Origin of the sequence: Thiomonas delicata (genome assembly GCF_900088825.1) — a bacterium.
Classification (GTDB): domain Bacteria; phylum Pseudomonadota; class Gammaproteobacteria; order Burkholderiales; family Burkholderiaceae_C; genus Thiomonas_A; species Thiomonas_A delicata.
The window spans coordinates 331,091-352,916 of sequence record NZ_LT592170.1; the positions used below are offsets into that span (position 1 = coordinate 331,091).

General features: G+C 68.6%; 13 protein-coding genes. 11 read left to right on the forward strand and 2 right to left on the reverse strand.

The genetic code is table 11. The features are described from left to right. Positions 1–4: 4 nt before the first annotated feature. Both THIARS_RS01765 and THIARS_RS01770 read left to right on the forward strand, forming a co-directional pair. Positions 5–1,051, forward strand: coding sequence for an efflux RND transporter periplasmic adaptor subunit (locus THIARS_RS01765; protein WP_141202309.1), 1,047 nt, complete (start codon positions 5–7; stop codon positions 1,049–1,051). Continuing rightward, a complete protein-coding gene (locus tag THIARS_RS01770; protein ID WP_094159209.1) occupies positions 1,051–4,272 on the forward strand; it encodes an efflux RND transporter permease subunit in 3,222 nt (1,073 codons plus the stop codon). The genes THIARS_RS01765 and THIARS_RS01770 overlap by 1 nt, the downstream gene beginning before the upstream one ends. 31 nt (positions 4,273–4,303) lie before the next feature. On the opposite strand, the gene THIARS_RS01775 is transcribed toward THIARS_RS01770, so the two are convergent. Beyond that, positions 4,304–7,081, reverse strand: a complete 2,778-nt coding sequence (locus THIARS_RS01775; RefSeq protein WP_094159210.1) for a putative bifunctional diguanylate cyclase/phosphodiesterase — start codon at positions 7,079–7,081, stop codon at positions 4,304–4,306. A gap of 449 nt (positions 7,082–7,530) precedes the next feature. On the opposite strand from THIARS_RS01775, the gene THIARS_RS01780 reads away from it, so the two are divergent. From THIARS_RS01780 to THIARS_RS01815, 8 genes are all read left to right on the forward strand, one after another. Beyond that, a complete protein-coding gene (locus THIARS_RS01780) occupies positions 7,531–8,082 on the forward strand; it encodes a hypothetical protein (protein ID WP_094160560.1) in 552 nt (183 codons plus the stop codon). A gap of 397 nt (positions 8,083–8,479) precedes the next feature. Continuing rightward, positions 8,480–8,875, forward strand: coding sequence for a hypothetical protein (locus THIARS_RS01785; RefSeq protein WP_186436530.1), 396 nt, complete (start codon positions 8,480–8,482; stop codon positions 8,873–8,875). Between the two features lie 133 nt (positions 8,876–9,008). Further along, positions 9,009–9,545: a hypothetical protein gene (locus THIARS_RS01790; RefSeq protein ID WP_094160561.1), complete on the forward strand. Its 537-nt coding sequence runs from the start codon at positions 9,009–9,011 to the stop codon at positions 9,543–9,545. 207 nt (positions 9,546–9,752) lie between these two features. Continuing rightward, entirely contained in the window at positions 9,753–12,314 is a 2,562-nt protein-coding gene (locus tag THIARS_RS01795) for a penicillin-binding protein 1A (protein WP_094159211.1), read from the forward strand. Between the two features lie 165 nt (positions 12,315–12,479). Continuing rightward, complete coding sequence (locus THIARS_RS01800) at positions 12,480–13,139, forward strand: TlpA family protein disulfide reductase (protein WP_094159212.1); 660 nt, start codon at positions 12,480–12,482, stop codon at positions 13,137–13,139. Positions 13,140–13,187: 48 nt separating this feature from the next. Next, a complete protein-coding gene (locus THIARS_RS01805) occupies positions 13,188–14,489 on the forward strand; it encodes an MFS transporter (RefSeq protein ID WP_222423017.1) in 1,302 nt (433 codons plus the stop codon). Positions 14,490–14,539: 50 nt separating this feature from the next. After that, positions 14,540–16,213: an Ig-like domain-containing domain gene (locus THIARS_RS01810; RefSeq protein ID WP_186436531.1), complete on the forward strand. Its 1,674-nt coding sequence runs from the start codon at positions 14,540–14,542 to the stop codon at positions 16,211–16,213. Between the two features lie 137 nt (positions 16,214–16,350). Beyond that, positions 16,351–18,345 carry a monovalent cation:proton antiporter family protein gene (locus THIARS_RS01815; protein ID WP_094159214.1) on the forward strand — a complete coding sequence of 665 codons (1,995 nt, stop codon included), beginning with the start codon at positions 16,351–16,353 and terminating at the stop codon, positions 18,343–18,345. Positions 18,346–18,379: 34 nt separating this feature from the next. Here THIARS_RS01815 and THIARS_RS01820 read toward each other — a convergent pair whose 3' ends face one another. Further along, on the reverse strand, positions 18,380–19,636 hold the full coding sequence (locus tag THIARS_RS01820; protein WP_094159215.1) for a sensor domain-containing diguanylate cyclase: 1,257 nt from the start codon (positions 19,634–19,636) through the stop codon (positions 18,380–18,382). Positions 19,637–19,979: 343 nt separating this feature from the next. Between THIARS_RS01820 and THIARS_RS01825 the strand changes: the two genes are divergently transcribed. After that, positions 19,980–21,746, forward strand: a complete 1,767-nt coding sequence (locus THIARS_RS01825) for a phospholipase C (RefSeq protein WP_094159216.1) — start codon at positions 19,980–19,982, stop codon at positions 21,744–21,746. Positions 21,747–21,826: the final 80 nt, after the last annotated feature.

Genomic DNA, 21,826 nt, shown 5'->3' on the forward strand with positions numbered 1-21,826 from the left:
CACCATGAACCGGTCTCCCTTCGTGATCCGCCTCCGCCTGCCGCAACCATGCCCGGCGTGCATGGCTCTGGCGCTTGTGCTGTGCGCCTCGCTGCCGAATGCGGCCATGGCCAAGACCCAAGCCGCACCCCTGCCGGCCGTGCAATGGACCTCGGCGCAGCAGGCCAGCTCCGGCGTGCGGATCGAGCGCCTCGCTCCCAACACTTACAACCGCGCATTCGCGGCCACCGCCAGCGTGCAAAACCCCGCGGCGCTGCTGCGCCTGCAAGCGCAGGTGGCCACCGCGCAGGCACAGCTGCAAGCCGCGCAAACCCGCTTGCGTCTGGCGCAGCTGCGCGCGCAGCAGGCCGAAGGGCTGTACACGCAAGGGCAGAACATGGCGCTGGCGGAGGTCCAGCAGGCACAAGCCGCGGCCGACACCGCCAGGGCCGATGTGATGGTGGCGCAAACCGCGCTGGAGACGGCGCGCATCCAGCGCCGCACCGAGGCCGGTAGGGCATTGGATGCGCGTCTTGCCCACGACCCGGCCCTGCGGCGCGCGCTGTCCGAAGGGCGCGATCTGATCGTGGATCTGGCCCTGCCGCCGGGGACGCGCTTGCCCGCCGCCGCGCATGTTCTGCTGCGCCTGCCGGCCGGCGACACCGTCGCGTTGACCATCATCGGCCCCGCCGCGGCGGCCTCCGGCGAAGTGCAGGGCTTGCGCTATGCCGGCGTCGTTGCGGCGGCGCCCGGGTTGATGCCGGGTCTGCGCCTGCCGGCCGAAGTACGCAACGCGCATGCGCAACGCGGGGTGCTGGTGCCGGCGTCCGCGGTGGTGTGGTCGAACGGCCGGGCCCTGGTGTTCGCCGCCGGCAAGGCGTCAGCGTCGGGCGCGCGCGGCTTCGCCGCCCGCCCGGTCTCCACCGCCGAGGCCTTGGCCGGCGGCTATCTGCAGGCTGGCTGGGGCGCGGTGGACGTCGTCACGCAGGGCGCCGGACTGCTGCTCACGCCGCCGCCCAAACCGCAGGCCAAACCCGCCGCGCATGACACAACCGCCGGGGACGACGACTGATGGCCCGCGCCCGTGGCCTGCAGGCGGCGCTGATCGGCGCCAGCATTCATCGCCGTGGCGTGGTGCTGACGCTGGCCGTGATGTTGGCGGCGCTGGCGGTCAACTTCTCGCGCCAGGCCAGCACCGATGTGTTTCCCGAATTCGCCGCCAAGATGGTGAAGGTGCAGACCGAAGCTCCCGGCCTGTCGCCCGAGCAGGTTGAACTGCTCGTCACCGACCCGCTGGAAGCCGCGTCCAGCGGCATGCTGGGCGTGAAGCAGGTGACGTCGAAAAGCCTGCCAGGCATCTCCATCCTGAAGCTGTATTTCGAGTCGGGCACCAAGCTTCAGGACGACCGCTGGCGCGTGGCGCAGCACCTTGCCACCGTGCATCTGCCCACGGGCGTCGGTGCGCCGCAGCTGATTCCGCTGACCTCCAGCACCGGCACGGTGCTGATGGCCGGGCTCACATCGCGGCGCCACAGCCTGATGGACTTGCAGTCCATTGCGCAATGGCGCATCCGGCCGCAACTCATGGCGGTGCCGGGTGTGGACAACGTGCTGATCTTCAGCCAGCAGACACGCGCGCTGCAGGTGCGGGTGAATCCGCAGACGCTGCAGCGTTTTCACCTCGATCTGCAGGAGGTGCTGGCCGCCACGCAACACGCCACCGGCTTGCTGGGCGGCGGCTTCATGGCCACGCCCGAGCAGCGCGTGCTGCTGGTCAGCCACGGTCTCGCGCCCACGCCGCAGGCGCTGGCCGCCACGGTGCTGCGCGCCACGCCGCAAGGGGTGGTGACGCTGGGCGACGTGGCGCGGGTGGCCTACGCCTCGCTGCCCGCGATCGGCGGGGGCAGCGTCAGCGGCGAGCCCGCGGTGATCATCAAGATTCAGGAGTCTTACGGCGCCAACACCATGCAGGTGACGCGCGCGGTGCAGGCCGTGCTGCAACAGCATCGCGCAGGTCTGCAAGCGCAAGGCATCACCCTGCACGGCACGCTGTTCAGGCCCGCCGACTTCATCACCATCGCGATGCACAACGTGCGCGACTCGCTCTTGCTGGGCGCTGCTCTGGTGGTGCTGGTCATCGCCCTCACGCTGCTGGACTGGCGCGCCGCGCTCATCTCCTCGCTCGCCATTCCGCTGTCGCTGCTGGCCGCCATCACGATGCTGGTATGGATGGGCGTGACGCTGAACGTGATGACCCTCGGCGGCCTGGCCATCGCCATCGGCGTGGTGGTGGACGACGCGGTGATCGACGTCGAGAACATCCTGCGGCGGCTACGCGACAACGCCGTGGCCGAACAGCCGCAGCAGCCGCTGCGCGTCATCCTCGCCGCCTGCCTGGAAGTGCGCGGCGCGGTGGTGTACGCCACCGCCGCCGTACTGCTGGTGGTGGTGCCGGTGCTGCTGCTGCCGGGGTTGTCCGGGCGGCTGTTCGCGCCGCTGGCGCAAGCCTATGCGCTGGCGGTGCTGGCCTCGTTGCTGGTAGCGCTCACTGTCACCCCGGCGCTGGCCGCGCTGCTGCTGGCACAGCGCGGTCAGCGCCGCCCCATGCCGGACGGCACCAACCCGCAGCATGGCACGTCCACGTCAATACCCGCATCAGCGCCCTTGCACACCCCCGCCCCGGTCCGCGTGGCCCAGCGCGGCTACACCGCCTTGCTGCGGCGGTTGCTGCCGCACTGGCTGCCGGCTTCCATCATCATGCTCTTGCTCGTCATTGGCGCGGCGCTGCTGGCGCGGGGCATGGGCGGCAGCTTTCTGCCGCCGCTGCAGGAAGGGCAGTACATCGTGCATATGCGGCTGGCACCGGGCGCGTCCATTCAGGCCTCGCTGGACGAAGGTGCCCGCGTGGTGAAGGCGCTGGAGCAGTTGCCCGAAGTGCGCCTGGTCGCCCAGCACACGGGGCGCGCCTCACTGTCTCCCGACGCCTCCGGCACACAGAGCAGCTCACTTGACGTCAACCTCAAGCCGGGGGCCGATTCGGCGCAGGCGCTCACCGCCATTCGACACGTGGTCGACGGCTTTGCTGGCGCCAGCTTCCGTATCAACAGCTTTCTCACCGAGCGCTTGGACAACACCGTGGCTGGCGGCGGCGCCGCACCGCTGGTGGTGCAGGTGCTGGGCACCCATCTGACGGTGATTGACGCAGTGGCCAAGCGGGTTGCGGCGGTCCTGGCCGCGCTGCCCACCGCCACCGGCGTGCAACTGCAAACCCCGCCCGGCGTGCCGCAGTTCGACATCGCGCTCAAGCCCGGGGCGCTGCGCGCCTGGGGGCTGCAGCCGCTGCCGGTGCTACAGGCCATCCACACCGCCTTTGCCGGCAGCAACGCAGGCACGGTATTCCACGGTTCCGTTCCGGTGCCGGTGCGCGTGGTGCTGACGCGCGCCGCACGCAACAACCCGCAGGTGTTGGGCGACTTGCTCATCCACAGCCCGTCGCTGGGTTTCGTCCCGCTGGCACAGCTGGCCAGCATCAGTGCCGCCAGTGGCCCGTCGGACATTCGCCACCTCGGCGGGCAACGGGTGCAAACGGTGCTGGCATCGACCACCTCGGCCAACATCACCGGCTTCGTACAGCGCGCCCAGGCCGCCATCCGCGCGCAGGTTCAAGTGCCGCCCGGCGTCACCCTGCAGCTCCAGGGCGATGCGGCGCAGCGCAACGCCACGCTGCAGCGGCTGGGGGTGGACGTGCTCGGCGTGTTCGCCGGGCTGATGTTTTTGTTGTCCATGGCGCTGGGGCGCAATGCCGCCACCACCGCTGGCAATGCGGCGGCGGTCACCCCACGCCAGGCCGCATCCAACACCACGCGGCAAGTGCTGCTGGTGCTGCTGTCCGTGCCCGCGGCCTGGACTGGCGGGGTGTTCGCCGCTTGGCTGGTGGGCGGCGTGTTGTCGCTGGGCGCGGTCATCGGTCTGCTGGCGCTGATGGGCATCAGCCTGCGCAACGCCATTCTCATCTTCGCCCACGCCGGCCAGTTGCAGCGCGAGCATGGGCTGGCATGGGACGCCGACACACTGCAGCGTGCCGTGGTCGACCGCCTCGCCGCCATCGTCATGACCTCGCTGGTCACGGCGCTAGGCGTGCTCCCGCTGGCGCTCGGCCTGCATGCGCCGGGCCGCGAAATTGAAGGCCCCATGGCCGTAGCCCTGCTCGGCGGCCTGCTTACCAGTCTGCTGTTCAACCTGTTCGTCCTGCCGGCGCTGGCGCTGCGGTTTGGCCGCGTAGACGCGGGTTGAACCCCCGCCGCGCCGGATGCGTCGGCCGCCCTCAGGCCCGCGGCGGCGAGATGAACTGCTCCAGGTCCGCCATCAGGGCGTTGTTGATGCGTTCCGCCTCCTGCACCAAGCGCCTGGCCTCCTCGCGGTTGCCGGCATCCGTGGCCCGTTTGGCGCGGCTGACGAGATCGTGGATCTGGCTGTGACGGCGGTTGAAGTCGGGATAGCGCGCGTTGTGGCCATGGAAGAATTGGCCGGATCCCTTCAGCCATGTGCCGAGATGACATTTGCTTTCGGCGTCGACCTCGGTCGCGTGCCTCGGAAAGGAGCCCTTGCCCTCGGTGGCGGCATACAGGCGCCTGAAGCGTTGGCGCTGGATTTCCGGCAGATTGGGCCGCGCGGACGCAACCGGCGGCAGCAACTGGGGCGGCGTCCAGCCTTGGACCCAGGCCTCGACATCGTGCGCCGGCATGGGCCGGGCAATGCCATAGCCCTGCGCGTAGGCGCAACCCAGCGAGGCGAGCAGGTTGAGCGTGTCGAGGTCTTCCACGCCCTCGGCGACCGTCGCCAAGCCCATCAGCGCGGCGGCATGGAGCAGGCCGGCGACGATGGCATAGTCGCGCGGATCGTCGATCATGTCGCGCACGAACGCGCGGTCGATCTTGATCGTGTGCACCGGCAGCAGCTGGAGATAGCGCAGGGTGGTTTCCCCCTGGCCGAAATCGTCCAGCGCAAAACGCACCCCCATGGCCATGCTCGCCTGCATGACCTCCGCAGCCAGGGCCAGGTCGTGCAGGGCGGCCGATTCGGTGAGTTCGATCTTGATCTGCCCCGGCCGCAACAGCGGGTGCGCAGTGATCGCGTCGCCCAGGTCGTCCAGCCAGGCCGTATCGAGAAAATGCAGGGCGCTGATATTGACCATCACCTGGATGTCCAGGCCCTGGGTGTTCCAGACCTGCGCCTGATCCAAGGCGTGCTGCAGCACCCAGCAGCCCACCGGGCGTGCAAGCTGCGGCGTGTCGAGGGCGCTGAAAAAATTCTGCGCGGCAAGGATCCCATGCTGCGGATGCCTGATGCGCAGCAGCGCCTCCACACCGTGCGCGCGGCCGGCGTTCACGCCGGAAATGCCGATCACGGGCTGGTAATGCAGGACCAGCCATTGCTCCGCCAAAGCCTCGCGCAACAGGTCGAACGCGGCCTGCTGGGCATGGGCGGTCTGTTCCATGTCGGCGCTGAAACGCAGCAGCTTGTTCTTGCCCGAGAGCTTGGCGGCATACATGGCCTGGTCGGCGTGGCGCAGCAGGATCTCCGGGTCGGCACCGTCATCGGGATAGATAGCCAGACCCATGCTGGCGGTGACGTGCACGGCGTCGTGCTGGTTGATCTCGACGGCGCCGCGCGCGCGGTCGAGCACGCGGCGACAAACCGCCATCGCGTCCTGCACCTGCCCCACATTCGGCAGCAGGACGGCGAATTCGTCACCCCCCAGACGCACCAGCAAGTCGTCGTCGCGCAGGCCCTTTTGCAGGCGTATCGACAGCGCCTTGAGGAACTGGTCGCCCGCGGCATGGCCGCGTGAATCGTTGATCTGCTTGAAGTTGTCCAGGTCCAGCGTGGCCACGGCGAAACGCAGGCCGTCCCGGCTCTGGCCGGCATCGCACAGGCCGGCCAGCCGCGTCATCAGGTGGCGGCGGTTGGGCAGGTCGGTGAGGTAGTCCTTCTCCGCCAGCTGCCGCAACTGGGCGTTGTAGGCGAGCAGGGCTTCGTGACGCCCCTGCAGCGCCCTGCCTTCGGCACGCAGGCGCTGCTGCACCAGAACATAGGAAAGGGTGAGCACGCCCATGAGCATGAGGAACGCCACACCGGCGGGCCACATCTTGCTCCAATATGCCACCTCGATCTTCTTGGCCGACAGGGACGTTGCGACCACCATGTCAGATTCGTCGCTCAGGCGAGACCAATAACCGATGCGGCTCAGACCGGTCGAGTTGACCACCCCCCGGAAGGCACTGTGCGCAAGTTCCGGATGGGCCTGCAAGCTTTGTCCTAGCGCTCCGTGCTGCGGGTGCGCATAAAAGGCCTTGCGACGAGCCTGCGGCACGTCAGGCCAGATCGCCAGGATGTAGCCATCCTGGCGTGCGAAGGCGAATGCCTGATCGCCCGACAAGTCCTGGAAACCATTCTGATTGGTGAGCATACCCGACCAGAACTTGTCGAACGCGTCCCGGTCCAGTCCGATGCCGACCCAGAATGCAGGGGTCTTGCCTTGTGCCGGGTAGGCCTTGCGAATCGGAAGAACCCAGCGCCCCAGCGGGGTTACTGTACTTATCGGTCCGATCACCGCCTGCTCTTGCGCACGCGCCTGCTGCAATGCGGCCCAGATGTGGGGATGATCCCGCAAGTCGCGCATCGGCCGCTCTGGAAGCGAGGTCCCCAGCACCAGCCCGTCCGCGCCGATGACCTGGATGATCGCGATATCCGGCAGCCTGCGCTGCGCCTCGGCCAGGCGCGTCGACAGCACCGCAGGTTGCGCGAACAGGGATGGGTCATGCCGCAGGCTTTCGCCCACGAAATCGGCCAGCAGGATGTATTGAGAAAGCTTGCCCTGCATGGCTCGCGCCATCAGGTTGGCGTTGACCTCGAGGTTCTTTTCGAAATCCTGCCGGTTCGCGTGCCACTGTCGCAAGGCGAAAATTGCGAACAGGATGATCACCGCCACCACCACCACGCCGTAACCCAGGCGGAGCATCCTTCCTAGGCGACGCAGGTCTCCCCGATCGCTGGCGGCGGGCTCGGCAGCTTGAGCCAGGGCGGGGGGGCGCTTATCCATGACCGATGGAACAGACGCAAGTCTGTGAGGGAATCTCGATCAAGGCACGGGGAAGGCTCATCATGCTTGGGTCCTGGCTGGGGCCAGTCTAGGCACAGCCCCCCGAACCGGCATTGCGCCAAACCCGCATGGGGTCGCTGCAAGCGTGAACAAAATCACGTTTCCTAAAAAAGTTTCCGCATGCGCCGCGGCTGGCGGCTCAGATCGGAGCGTTTTCGCAAGATATAAATGCCGAATACCAATATCAACCTCATGGGTTTCCAGCGTCATGGCGCGGCACAGCGCGCGCCGCCGGCCTGGTACACAATGCAGCAGCAGGTCAAGCCGACAATGTCACGATGCTGTCATGCCGGCGCTTGCCGCAACGCCATGCATGAGGCGATGGGGAGGCCGTCCTGTGGCGCTTGCCGCCGCACGTTGCGGAATCGTCCAACCGAGAGGAGCAGATCTTGAAAATCATTCGCACACATGCCGTCCTGGCGCTCGCCGCCCTGAGCTTGGGCACGGCGGCGCATGCCGACGGGCCGCCGGTGAGCATCCAGTTCAGCATCGGCTCGCCGCCACCGCCGGTGTATGTCGCGCCGGCCTACCCGGCGCCGGCCTATCCCGCCCCAGCCTACGCCCCGCCCGTCATGGTGTGGATGCCCGAGCTCGGGGTTTATGTCGCCCTGGGCGCGCAGCAACCCGTGTTTTATCTGGGCGGCATCTACTACTACAACTATGACGGACGCTGGTTTACAGGGCCGCGCTACGGCGGACCGTGGCGCGCCGTCGCCGTCCCGCCGCCCCAACTGCGTCGCTTCCATGACCGCGACTGGGACCGTTACCAGGAACGCGCCCGTGAACGCGAGCGGAACCCGCGTTGGCGCCACTTCCGTCCCGCCCCGGTCCCGCAAGGCCGCGGGCCTGAGCGCGGTCCCGGCGACGGGTACGACCGCGGTCGAGGGCCAGGCCGTGGCCCTGGCGACCATGGGCATGGTCATGGTCCCGGCGATCACTGAAGCCGCGCCGCAGCGAATCCTGCCGACCGGATCGCTCTGAGTCGCCCCAGTTCGGCAGTGGGGGCAAGAACGCTTGGGAGCCGCCCGGCGGTTCCTTGAGAGTTCCCAACAGCAGCGTTTCCTCGGGATCCATGTCGTCGCGCAACACAACTTCAAACACGCCACAAACGCGCGACACACCTCGCCGCCAGAATGGCCCGGGCCACGAAACTGCCGCGCGCGGCGGACCGGTCTTGGGCCAGGCGTGAATCCGTCCTCGCCCGGCCGTCCTTTCCGAGGCCTGAACTAGGGTCTGCCGTACGGCCCGGCACTCTTCGGCGAGTCTGAAAGGGCAGACAGGCTTCTGTCAGCAGGAACCACGGACAAACGTTAAGGTCCTATTCCGGTGAGGCTCATCATGCAAACCATCATCTTGAACAGACTTCTCAAAGGTGTTTTGGTATGCCTATTTCTGGCAGTGGGCTGGACCGCGCCCGCCCAGGCGCATGACCGGGTGCGCTGGAGCATCGGCATCGGCGTGCCGGTCTATGGTTATGGCTGGGGCGGCTGGTACGGCGGCTGGCAGCCTGGCTGGTACGGCCCGGCCTGGGCCTATGCGCCGCCGATCGTGATGCAGGCGCCGCCTCAGCGTGTCGAGGTGCAAAACCTTCCGCTCGGCCCCGCGCCGCCGTCATACTGGTATTACTGCAGCAACCCGGCTGGTTACTATCCGCAAATCGCCACCTGCCCGGGCGGATGGGCGCAGGTGCTGGCACAACCCGCGCCAGCGGCAAACCCGCCGGTCAAGCATTGATCCCCGCATGATTGGACGACGTTTGCCAGGTTCGCCTGCGAACCCCGATGGTTTCAGGCAGGCTTCAGGCTGTTGCGGCATGTTCCATGCGTCATTTCTCGACCTTCTGATTTCAATCCGCGAGACTTTCACCATGCGCAAACTTTCCTCCCTTTTCGGCCTGGGCGCCGTGGCTTCGGCACTGCTTCTGGCGGGCTGCGCCACGGCCCCGATGGGGCCGACCGTCACCGTCATGCCGGCTCCGGGCATGCCCTTCGACCAGTTCCAGGCCATCGACGCGTCCTGCCGCGCCTTCGCCGCGCAACAAACCGCGGGCTACAGCCAGGCAGCGGGCAACTCGGGCGTGGTCTCCGGCGCGACTGGCGCCGTGCTGGGCGCCGCTGCGGGCGCCTTGATTGGTGGCAACAGCCAAGGTGCCGGCGTCGGCGCCGGACTGGGCCTGCTGGCCGGTAGCGCGGGCGGCGCGGGAACCTATAGCGACACCCAGGGCAGCGCTCAGCACGCCTACAACATTGCCTACGAGCAGTGCATGTATTCGCGAGGCGCCCAGGTGCCTGGTTATGCGGCGCCGCGCTACGTGCCCCCGCCCCCCAGCTATGCGCCGCCTCCGCCGGCCTACAACCCGGGCCAGCCGCAAACCTACCCACCCGCTAGGCCGCCCGGCTATTGAAGCCCAACCCGAGTTCCTCGGCACCCCGGCTGCACCGCGCAACCGGGGCGCAAGTGCTTCGGGAGTCCGCGCTGCGCGCCCGGAGCTCGACAGGCGGGCTGGGAGGGTCTGGCGAGATGAGGCAGCCAACCTCGAAACATTCCCTCACAAGTCGCCGCCCAAGCCGCCAAGAAACGGTGTTCGACGCGGCTATCATGCCCCGCTGCGATGACTGAACCCACCCTGCAGCCGGACAAGCCGGCGCCCTCATCCTCTCCCCGGGAACCCAAGCCTCGTCCGCGCAAACCGGGCGGCGCGGGCTTGCGCACCTGGCAGTCGGTCCTGCTCGGCCTCGTGCTGCTGGGCTTGGCCGGCGCCTTGCTGCTGGGGTTTTGCCTGATGCTGCTGTGGCCGCGGCTGCCTGACCTGAACAAGGTCACCGATTACCGGCCCGACCTGCCGCTGCGCGTGTACACGGCGCAAGGCACGCTGATCGGCGAATTCGGCGTGCAGCGCCGCGCGGTGATCCCTTACGACCAGGTTCCCAAACAGCTCAAGCAGGCAGTGCTCGCCGCCGAGGATTCGCGCTTCTTCGAGCACGGCGCGATCGACTTCGCCGGCGTGGCGCGCGCGGCGCTGGCCGATTTCGGCGCCGGCGGCGCGGTGCAGGGGGCCTCGACCATCACCATGCAGGTGGCGCGCGACTTCTATCTCTCGCCCGAAAAAACGCCGCTGCGCAAAATCGTCGAGGCGCTGCTGGCCTACAAGATCGAGAACACCCTGACCAAGGACCAGATTCTCGACCGCTACATCAACCAGGTGTACCTGGGCCAGCGCGCCTACGGCTTCGCCGCGGCGGCCCAGGTGTATTACGGCAAACCGCTGTCGGAACTCAGCCTGGCGCAGATCGCGGTGCTCGCCGGCCTGCCGCAAGCGCCTTCGGCGTACAACCCGCAGAACAGCCTGAAGCTGGCGGTGTGGCGCCAGCACTATGTGCTGGGACGCATGCTGGCGCTGGGCGACATCACACGGGCGCAATACGAGCAAGCCCTGAAGGCGCCGCTGAACGTGCTGGCCGGCCAGGGCGTCCTGCATTACGACGTGGATGCCGACTACGCCGCCGAGGCGGTGCGCGAGATCATGGTGGCGCGCTTCGGCGAGGCCGCCTATACCGACGGCTACAAGGTCACCACCACCCTGGTGGATACCGACCAGACGGCTGCCGATGCTGCGGTGCGCGCGGGCTTGCTGGCGTATGACCGGCGCAACGGTTGGCGCGGCCCCGAAGGCCACGTCGACCTGCCGGAAAACCCGCAAGACGCGACCAAGGCGGCCTTGGCCGCGCTCAAGACCAGGCCCGATGTCGGGGGCCTGAAAGCCGCCGTGGTGCTGCAGGTGGAGCGCAAGGGCGTGGTGGTCCTGCGTCGAGACGGGCAGCAGGAAACCATCTCCGGCGAAGGGCTGGCGTTCTGCCGGCCCGGCCTATACGACAAGGCGACGGCGGCAAGGCGCATCGTGGCGGGCAGCATCGTGCGCCTGCACGCCCTGCCCAAGGGTGGCTGGGAAATCCTGCAACTGCCGCAGGCGCAGTCGGCGCTGGTGTCGCTGCAGCCGCAAACCGGCGCGATACAGGCCTGGGTCGGCGGCTTCGACTTCAACCACGAGAAGTTCGACCATGTCGACCAGGCTTTCCGCCAGCCGGGGTCGAGCTTCAAGCCCTTCATCTACTCCGCCGCGGTGGCCGAGGGGCTGGCGCCGTCGACCATCATCGACGACGCGCCCATCTCGATCAACCCCGGCCCGGGCCAACCGCTGTGGCAGCCGCACAACTACGAGAACGAATTCGCCGGCCCCATGCCGGCGTCGGCCGCGCTCGCCCATTCCGACAACGTCGCCGCGGTGCGCGTGGTGCTGGCGGTGGGCGTACCCTACGCGCGCTTCCATGCTTCGCAATTCGGCCTGCCGCTGGACCAGATCCCGCCCTACCCGACCATGGTGTTGGGCGCCGGCAGCTTCACCCCGCTGCAGATGGCGCGAGCCTACGCCGTGTTCGCCAACGGCGGCTACCTCGTCCAGCCCACGCTGATCAGCAAGATCACGGACGCGCGCGGCAACGTCCTTTACGAGACGACCAAGCAGGCGTTGGGGCAGCCGGAAACGCCCCGCATCATCACCCCGGGCAACGCCTATCTGATGACCCGCATGCTGCAGGACGTGATCCAGGAAGGCACGGGGGCCGCGGCGAAAAGCCTGGGCCGCACCGACCTGGCCGGCAAGACCGGCACCACGTCCAACTTCCATGACGCCTGGTTCGACGGCTACAACCACAACCGCGTGACCGTCACCTGGGTCGGCTACAACCAACCGCGCAGCCTGGGCAACGGCGAGCAAGGCGCCAGCGTGGCGCTGCCGATCTGGATCCAGTACATGCGCACCGCCCTGAACGGCGACCCCGACATTCCGTGGGCGCCGCCCCCGGACGTGGTGCAGATCCCGGTGAACCCGGCGACTGGCTTCGCCTCGGTGGGCAGCTATGCCGTCCCCAATGCCAAGGAAGCCTACTTCCTGCAGCAATATCCGCCGCTGGACCCGTCGGTCGTGCCGGGAGTGGCGACGAGCGCATCGGCTCCGGCTGCGGCCGTGGGCACGAGCGGCGGCCAGCTCACCAGCGGCAGCGGCGAGCCGGTGACCATCGGCCCTCCGCCCTCGACGCGCACGCCCACGCCGCCTCAGCCGGGTCCGGCGCAGAACAACGCGCCCTTCATCGTGCTGCCGGGCGCGGGGAAATAGCCTGCGGCGATGACGCGCCGAAGCCTTGTCGGCCGAAGCGGCGTCAACCCTACCCGTTGCGCGGACGCGGATTTGTTTACAACTCTCGCTGCCCTCAGTTCCTACCATCTGTTCAACACGGCGGTCTGGCTCCGGCCTTGGCGCCGCATTTTCCGGAGATGATCCATGCTGCATTCCACTCGCGACGCGCAACCGCTGCACGTCCTGTCGCGCGCCCTGCTTGGCGCTGCCGCGCTGCTCGCCCTGGGCCTCGCGCTGGCGGCGCCGGCCGTGGCCGCCGGCTTCACCTTCACGCCCTATCCGACGACCAAGCCGCTGCCGTTGGCGAAGGTCACGTTCGAGAACGCCGAGGGCAAGACCATGAACCTGGCCGACTTCAAGGGCAAGGTCGTGCTGCTCAACATCTGGGCCACCTGGTGCCCACCCTGCGTGGAGGAGATGCCCACGCTGAACAAGCTGCAGGTCATGCTGGGCGGCAAGGATTTCCAGGTCGTGCCGCTGTCGATCGACAAGGGCGGGCGCATCGCGGTGAAGAGCTTCTATGACGACAACTTCATCGACCATCTGCCGATCTACGTCGACCCCACCACCCACGCGCTCGACACCCTGAACATCCTGGGCACGCCGACCACCATCCTGATCGACAAGCAAGGCCGCGAAGTCGCCCGCACGCTGGGCCCGCAGGACTGGGACAAGCCCGCGGTGGTGGCGCAGATCAAGCGCTACATGGCCGCCCCGGCGAAGTCGGCCCAGGCGCAGCCGCAGCCGCAGGCACTGCAGACGACGGTCGCAGCGGCAACGCCCGCCGCCCAGGCGCTGCGCTAAGGCGCAACCGCGGGCCACGGCTCGGACCCGTGGTCCGCCCAAGCCCGCATGGCCTCGAAAACGCTCAACCCCGCAAGTCTGCCCGTTCCGGCCGCATGGCCGGCGGCGGTGAAGTTCATCATGGCCGCCCGCTTCGCGCGCAGCGTCGGGCAAGGCGCCTTGGTGGTGGGCTTCACGCTGGATCTGCACGCCCTGGGCTGGAGCGCGGCGGCCATCGGCGGTGTGCTGTCGGCCGGTCTGCTGCTGGGCGTGGTGCTCACCCTGCTCATCGGCCCGGCCAGCGACCGGCTCGGACGGCGTCAATTCCTGCTCGCCTATGAAGGGGTGCTGATCGTCAGTGCCCTGTTGGCCCTGGCGAGCAGCGCGCCCTGGATTCTGACGCTGGGCGCGGTGCTGGGCGGATTCGGGCGCGGCGCCAACGGCGCGGCCGGGCCCTTCGGCCCCCTGGAGCAGGCCTGGCTGGCGCAAGACCTGCCCGCCTCGCAGCGCTCGCGCGTGTTCAGCCTGAACTCGACGCTGGGTTTTGCCGGCATGGCCGTAGGCGCGCTGCTGGCCGGCCTGACGGCCGTCTGGAGCGGCGTGCTGCCGGGGGCGCTGGCCTACCGGCCGCTGTTCGCACTGCCCCTGCTGGGTTCGATCATCGGCATGCTGCTCATCTGGCGCGCGCCGGACGTGAAACGGACGCGGCCTGCGCAGGCCGCGCATCGAGCCGCTTCACAGCCAGGCCGGGGGGCCATCGATGCCGGCGTGAAGACCGAAGGCCATTCCGCCACGCACCGCGAGGAAAACCGCCAGCTGTTCCGGCTGGCCTTCGCCAACAGCCTCAACGGCTTCGGCATCGGCATGGTCGCGCCGTTGATGGCCTACTGGTTCCTGCGCCGTTTCGGCCACGGCCCGGCCTCCATCGGGCCGGCGCTGGCGGCCAGCTTCGTGCTGGCGGCCCTCGGCGCGCAGCTCGCCAACCGCATCGTCCCCCGGCTCGGCGTGGTGCGCACCGTGGTGGCGATGCGCGCCGCAGGCCTGCTGCTGATGCTGCTGACGCCCTTCATGCCGGCATTCGGGCTGGCCGCCAGCCTCTGGGCCGTGCGCGCCGCGTTCAACCAGGGCACGCTGGGCGTGCGCCAGGCGCTGACCATGGGGCTGACGCGCCAGCACCGCCAGGGCATGGCCGCCACGGTCAACAACGTGTCGATCCAGGTCCCGCGCGCCATCGGTCCGGCCATCGCCGGCCTCATGCTGCACCAGGGCTGGCTGACGGCGCCCTTCCTCGTCGCGGCGGGATTCCAGCTCGCCTACCTGATCGTCTATCAGCGCTTTTTCCGCGGCGTCGAGAACCCGGACAGCGCTTGAATGCATGTGCCGCGTGCAGGCGCGCCGCCGAAGTGCTACAAAGCGTCGCCATGCAATACGTCCACCTCCGGCGCCGTATGCGCGCCCTCTCTCGGCGAACGGCCTTGGCTTTGGCGATGGGCGTCGCCAGCGCCCATGCGACGCCCGCGGCCAGCCCCCGGTTTTTCCCCGCGCACGGCGCAAACCAGGTGCAGCGCACGGTCCAGCCTCATCTGCGCTTCGCCACGCCCGAGTCCGCCTTGACGGCGACGCCCGGGCGTTTACAGCTGCGCACACCGATCGGGACCGTGGTGGCCGGCTTGCTGAAGGTGGCGGGCCGCGACGCGACATTCGTCCCCGCAGCGCCGCTCGCCGGCTGCACCACCTACACCCTGCAATGGGACGCCAATCAGCAAGCGCCCGTGTCCAGCCAGTTCACCACGACCTGCCGCACCGCATGGACACCTCCGGTGCAGATTGACGATGCGCGCACGGCGCGTCTGGTGGATCGCCCGGCCGATGGGGCCCAAGCCGCGGCCGGCGCGAACGGCGAGGTGGTCGCGGCCTGGTTCCAGAACGATGGCCGGCGCGATGCCATCGAGGTCAGCAGCTACACCCCCGCAACCGATTTCTGGAGCGCCCCGCGCACCATTGACCTGCGCGCCGACGATGCCGCCGCGGCCAGCATCCCCGCGCTCGCGGCCGATCCGCAAGGTCGCATCACCGCCGTATGGTTCCAGGCCGTGAACGGGCGCAACGCCATTTTGTCCAGCCGGCTGACCCCTGGGCGCGACTGGACCCGTCCCGCGCGTCTGGACAACCCCGCCACCCCCGGTGACGCCACCAACCCGCAGCTCGCCGCCGACGCGGACGGCAATGTGACCGTCGTGTGGCAACAGCCAGACGGCCGGCACACCGGCATCGACGCGGCACGCCGGCTGCAGGCGCAAGGCCGCTGGACGCCTGCTCAGCCGCTGGACAGGCTGGCGTCGCACGCCTACAACCCCGCCGTTGCCGTCGCGCCGAATGGCCGCGTCGTCGCCGCCTGGCAACAGGGCCCGCGCGGCCGCGAGGCCGTGTATGCAACATTGCTGCGCGCACCGACCGGCCCATGGCGAAGGCCCCTGCGCGTCAGCGCGCCAGAAGCGCGCGCGCAAATGCCGGTGCTCGCCGCCGACGCCTTCGGCGTCGTCACCGCCGCCTGGGTCCAGGGCAGCGGCCATCAGCGCCGCATCGCCACCAGCCGCCTGGAGGCCGGTGCGCATCGATGGACCCGGCCCGAGATCCTTCAAGCGCCGGGCGCATTCCAGGACGCGGCGCTGGCGCCCGCCCTGGTTGCCGACGCGGCGGGCAATGTCACCCTGGCTTGGGAGCAGGCGGATGCCGGCGGGCGCTACGCCCTGTTCGCCGCCCGCTTCCTCGCCGCGACCGGTCGCTGGAACGCTCCCGCGCGCCTGGACGATGCACGATTGGACAGCGCGGGCAACCCCCGGCTCGTGGCCGACGCGGCGGGTAACGTCACATGCGCCTGGTACCAGGCCGGCCCGCGCGGGCTGCAGATTCACGCCGCCCGTTTCGACGCTTCGACGGCCCAGTGGTCGGCGCCCGCCATGCTGTCCGATCCTCGGTTCACGGTGGAAGCGAGCTTTCCCGCGCTCGCGGTCGACGCCGCCGGCAGCGTGACCGCCGTCTGGCAGCAATACAACGGCTGGCGCACCCTGATCATGGCGAGCCGTCTGCCCTGATCCCGCCCACGTCGCGGTCGCCCCTGCGCAGGCGCGACCCGCCCTCTCTCACCATGCAGGCATGCTTTATGCTGGTGCGATGACGCTTTGCCGGCCCCGCATGGTGCGGTGGCCGCGCGCCATTCCTCAAGTCGCGCATGTCCGGCCTCGAAATCACCCTGCTCTACCTCATCGCCGCCGTGCTCGGCGTGGCGCTGTTCCGCTACGTCCAGCTCCCGGCCATGCTGGGCTATCTGGCGGTCGGCGTGGTGATCGGACCGAACGCCCTGGCGCTGGCGGGCGACCCGTCCACCGCCCAGCACCTGGCCGAGTTCGGCGTGGTGTTCCTGATGTTCTCCATCGGGCTGGAGTTCAGCCTGGCCAAGATCCAGGCCATGCGCCGCCTCGTGTTCGGCCTCGGCTCGGCCCAAGTCGGCGCCACCATCGCCGCGGTTCTGGCTGGCAGCCTGCTGCTGGGTTGGCTAGCGCCGCAGTGGTGGACGCGCGCTGTCACCTATGGCGTGGTGCTGGGCGGCGCCATGGCCATGTCGTCCACCGCCATCGTCGTCAAGCTGCTGGCCGACCGGCTGGAGATGGAGTCCGAGCATGGCCGCCACATCGTGGGCGTGCTGCTGTTCCAGGACCTCGCGGTGGTGCCGCTGCTGGTGCTGATCCCAGCGCTGGCCCAGCCCGCGGACAGCCACCTGGCCATGACCCTGGGCTGGGCGGCGGTGAAGGCCGCGGCGGCGCTTGCGCTGATCCTCATGGCCGGCGGGCGGCTGCTGCGGCCCTGGCTCAAGCTGGTGGTCAAGCGCAAGTCGGACGAGCTGTTCATGCTCAACCTGCTGCTCATCACTCTGGGCCTGGCCTGGCTGACCCAGCTTGCCGGGCTGTCGCTGGCGCTGGGCGCCTTCCTGGCCGGCATGCTGATCGCCGAAACCGAGTTCCGCTATCAGGTGGAAGCCGACATCCGGCCGTTCCGCGATGTGCTGCTCGGCCTGTTCTTCATCACCATCGGCATGCTGCTCGACTGGCGCATCGTGCTGGCGCAGTGGTGGCTCGTCCTGCTGCTGGCGCTGCTTCCCCTGCTGCTGAAGACCGCCATCGTGTTCGGCGTCGAACGACTGCTGAAGTCGCCGCCCGGGCTTTCGCTGCGCACCGGGCTGTGGCTGGCCCCCGCCGGCGAATTCGGCATCGTCCTGCTCAACCTCGCCGCCGGGCGCGCGCTGTTGCCGCCCGAACTGTTCAGCCCGGTGCTGGCGGCCATGGTGCTGTCCATGCTGGCCGCGCCCTTTCTGGCGCAGCACATCGACCGCATCGTGCTCAAGCTGGTGGCCAACGAGTGGATGCTGGCCTCGCTGCAGCTCACCAACATCGCGCGCCAGACCATCAAGACCCAGCGCCATGTCGTCGTCTGCGGCTTTGGCCGCTGCGGCCAGAACCTAGCCCAGTTGCTGCAGGACGAGGCCATCCCCTATGTCGCGCTGGACCTCGATCCCGACCGCGTGTCCAGGGCCCGCGCCGCCGGGCGCAACGTGGTATATGGCGATGCCGCGCGGCTGTTCAGCCTGCAGGCGGCGGGACTGGCCCGCGCCAGCGCCGTCGCCATCACCTATGTGGACAAGCGCTCGGCATTGCGCGTGCTGCAGCTCGTGCGCGAACACGCGCCGCGGGTGCCGGTGGTCGTGCGCACGCGCGACGATTCGGCGCTGGACGAACTGCGCGCCGCGGGTGCCGCCGAGGTGGTCCCGGAAATTCTGGAGGGTTCCCTCATGCTCGCCTCGCAAACCATGGCCGTCGTCGGCGTGCCGCTGCCGCGCGTGCTCACGCGCCTGCGCGCGGCGCGTGCCGAGCGCTATGGCCTGCTGCGGGATTATTTTCATGGCATCGACGACGCGAACACCCCCCTGGCGGAGCCGCGCGATCAGCCACGGCTCAAGCCGCTCACCCTGCCCGCAGGCGCGCGGGCCGTCGGATCGACCCTGGCCGAGCTCGATCTGCACGGAGCGCACGTGGCGCAGATTCACCGCGCCGACGGCCATGTCCTGCTTCCCCTGCCGGAATTGATGCTGGCCGAAGGCGACACCCTGGTGCTGTCCGGCCCGCCCGAAGCCCTGGCCCTGGCCGAGGATGCGCTATTGGGCGGCGATTAGGGCCGGCGCGAGGACAGACATAGCGTGACAGGCCCTAATTCGCGGCAGGCACCTCGAGCACGACCTGGTTGCGCCCCAAGTCCTTGGCCTTGTAGAGCGCCCGGTCCGCGCGCTCCAGCAGATCGCTCGGCCGGCGGTCGCCCGGCTGCATCTGCGCGATGCCGATGCTCACCGTCAATTGCGTGGTCAGGCCTTCCACGAGTTCGATATTCGTCCGCTCGACGGCCAGGCGGACGCGCTCGGCCGCCTGGCGCGCTTCGGCGAGATCGACGCCCTCGAGAATGAGCAGGAACTCCTCGCCGCCGAGGCGGCCGAAATGGTCGTCTCCGCGGCGCTGCCGCTCCACCGTCTCGACGAACTGGCACAGCGCCTGGTCGCCCACGGCATGCCCATGCGTGTCGTTGATGCGTTTGAAGTGGTCGAGATCCAGCAACAGCACGAATAGCGAGGGCTGCTCGCGCCGGTCGCGCCGCTGATCCAGGGCCTGTTCGAGCCGCTCGAGGATGGAGCGCCGGTTGAGCTTGCCGGTGAGGCTGTCGCGCGTGGCCAGGCGCTCGAGTTCGCGCTCCATGTTCTTGCGCTCGGTGATGTCGCGCCAGATGCCCTCGACCCCGGCGTACTGGCCTTGCTCGTCGCGCAGGGCCTGGGTGCTGATGGAGATGTCGATGACAGTGCCGTCCTTGCGCCGCATGCGTCCGGGAAAATCGCGCACGAAGCCATGCTTGCGGATCGCGGCGATGAGCGCTTCGCGTTCGGCGGGATCGGGATAGAAAGCCGCCGCGGGCAGCCCGATGATTTCCTCCGCGGTGTAGCCCAGCACGTTCTTCACCGCGGGGCAGACGTAGCGGGTGATGCCCTGCGCGTCGGTGCGATAGAACACGTCCTGCATGGTGTTCATCATGCGCTGGAAGTTTTCTTCGGTCTCGCGCAGCCGGGTCTCCATCGCCGCGCGCTCGGTCATGTCGAGGAAGGAAGCCAGGACGCTGCCGGCGCCGCTGTCTTGCAAGTGCGTGCTGCTCATCGCCAGCATCAGGGTCCGGCCGCGGCAGCTGTAGGCGCGGAACTCGGTCGGCGGATTGGCGCCGGCAGCCTGCTCCGCGCGCCGTATGCGCGCCAGCACGCGATGCAGATCCAGGGGATGGATGAAATCGACCACGGGCCTGCCGACGAAATCGTCCGGCGCCTGCGCCTCCATCAGGTGAAGCGCCGCGGCATTGGCGTAGCGCAACACGCCTGCGATGATGACCACGACGCAGGCGGGCAGCTGCTCGAGCCATGCGACCGTGGGCATCAACGGTTGTGAAGCATTCCTGGAATCCAATCGGCGTACCCCTGATCCGGATGCAGACTTCGCGCGGAACAAACCGCTAGATGCCTGACCGAGCTATCGTTGGCCGTTTATAGCAGTCCGCCCCACGCCAAACGACCCCGCACCAAGGGTGTTGTGGCCGCGGCGTACCGTCAACGGCGCGGGATTTGTGTGTTTATGTTTCATATGAAACACCATAAGACTTTTCCGGATCTGTCACGCCGCGTTCACGCGCGCTCTCAAGAATGCACCTCGGCCCTCGCTTGCCGAACGCGACGAAACACGTCGCGCACGGGCGAGGCTTACGACCCCCAGGGAGATGCTCATGTTGCGCAAGACCTTACTCGCCACCTCGCTGGTCGCGATGGCCGCCGCCGTCGCCGCCAATGTTTCGACTGCGCCGGCTATTGCGGCGCCCTTTGACATGGACGGCCACAGCGCCAATCTGCCCGCCGCGGCGCTGCGTACGGCCACGCCCATCAAGCACCTCGTGGTGCTCTACGACGAAAACGTCTCGTTCGACCATTATTTCGCCACCTATCCCAAGGCCGCCAACCCACCCGGCGAACCCGCCTTCACGGCGGCGCCCGGCACCCCCGCGGTCAACGGCCTGCACGGCGACCTGCTCACCGACAACCCCAACTTCACCAACCCCGCCAACGGCGCCAACGCGGCCAACCCCTTCCGTCTGGACCGCAGCCAGGCGGCCACCGCCGACCAGAACCACGCCTACACCGCCGAGCAGCAAGCCTACGACGGCGGCAAGGCCGACCTGTTCCCCAAATACACCGGCGCCGCCACCACGGGCGGCGTGGGCGCCTTCGGCACCAAGGGCCAGGTGATGGGCTATTACGACGGCAACACCGTCACCGCCTTGTGGAACTACGCCCAGCACTTCGCGATGAGCGACGCCGCCTACACCGACACCTACGGCCCCTCGACCCCGGGCGCGCTGGAAGTGGTGTCCGGCCAGACCAACGGCATGCAGATCGTGGCGACCACCAAGAAACCGTTCACCCTGTCCGCGTACTCGTACTACATCGACGACGGCATGGGCGGACTGACCATGATCAACGATGTCGACCCCGGCTACGACGTCTGCTCCAACCCCAAGGACCAGGTGATGATGACCGGCAAGAACATCGGCGACCTGCTCAACGGCCACGGCATCTCGTGGGGCGGTTTCATGGGCGGCTTCAACCTGGGCGTGGTCAACGCCAACGGCACCACGGGCTGCAAGCGCAGCACCTACTCCGCCGTCATCGGCGGCAATGTGACCGACTACATCCAGCACCACAACTGGTTCCAGTACTACGCCTCCACCGCCAACCCGACCCACGCCCGCCCGTCCTCGGTGCGCGCCATCGGCTACACCTATGAGGCCAACGGCAAGACCAAGGATCCGGCCAACCACGAATACGGCCTCAACGATTTCTTCGCGGCCGTGAAGGCGGGCAACTTCCCCGCGGTGAGCTTCCTCAAGGCCCCGGCCTACCAGGACGGACACGCCGGCTACTCCGACCCGCTCGACGAACAGGCCTTCGTCACCAAGGTCGTGAACTTCCTCGAGCAGCAGCCCGACTGGAAAGACACCGCGGTCATCGTCACCTGGGACGATTCCGACGGCTGGTACGACCACGCCTTCGCCGCCACCACCAACCCCTCGTTCGATCCGCAGGCCGACCAGCTCGACGGCCCCGGCAAGTGCGGCAGCGGCACCCCGCTGCCCGGTGTGCAGGGCGAGCCGGTGAACGGACGCTGCGGCCCCGGTACGCGCATTCCCTTCCTGGTCATCTCGCCCTGGGCCAAGTCCAACTACGTCAGCCACGTGCAGATCTCGCAGGCGTCGGTGGTGCGTTTCATCGAGGACAACTGGCTGCACGGCCAGCGCCTGGGCGAAGGCTCCTTCGACGCCACCGCCGGCAGCATCATGGACATGTTCAAGTTCCACCGCGACGATGCGCGCGGCGAGCATGAACGCGAGCGTGAAGGCCGCCATGTGCGTCTCGATGCGCCGCTCTACCTCGACCCGAGCATGGGCACCGTGCTGAGCGCCCCGCCGGCCGGAAGCGCTGCGCCGACCTCGAGTTGATGACACGAAGCCTGGCCAGGGCGGCGCTCGCCGCACTGAGCGCCGTCACCCTCCGGGCCGGCGTGGCGGGAGCCACGGCT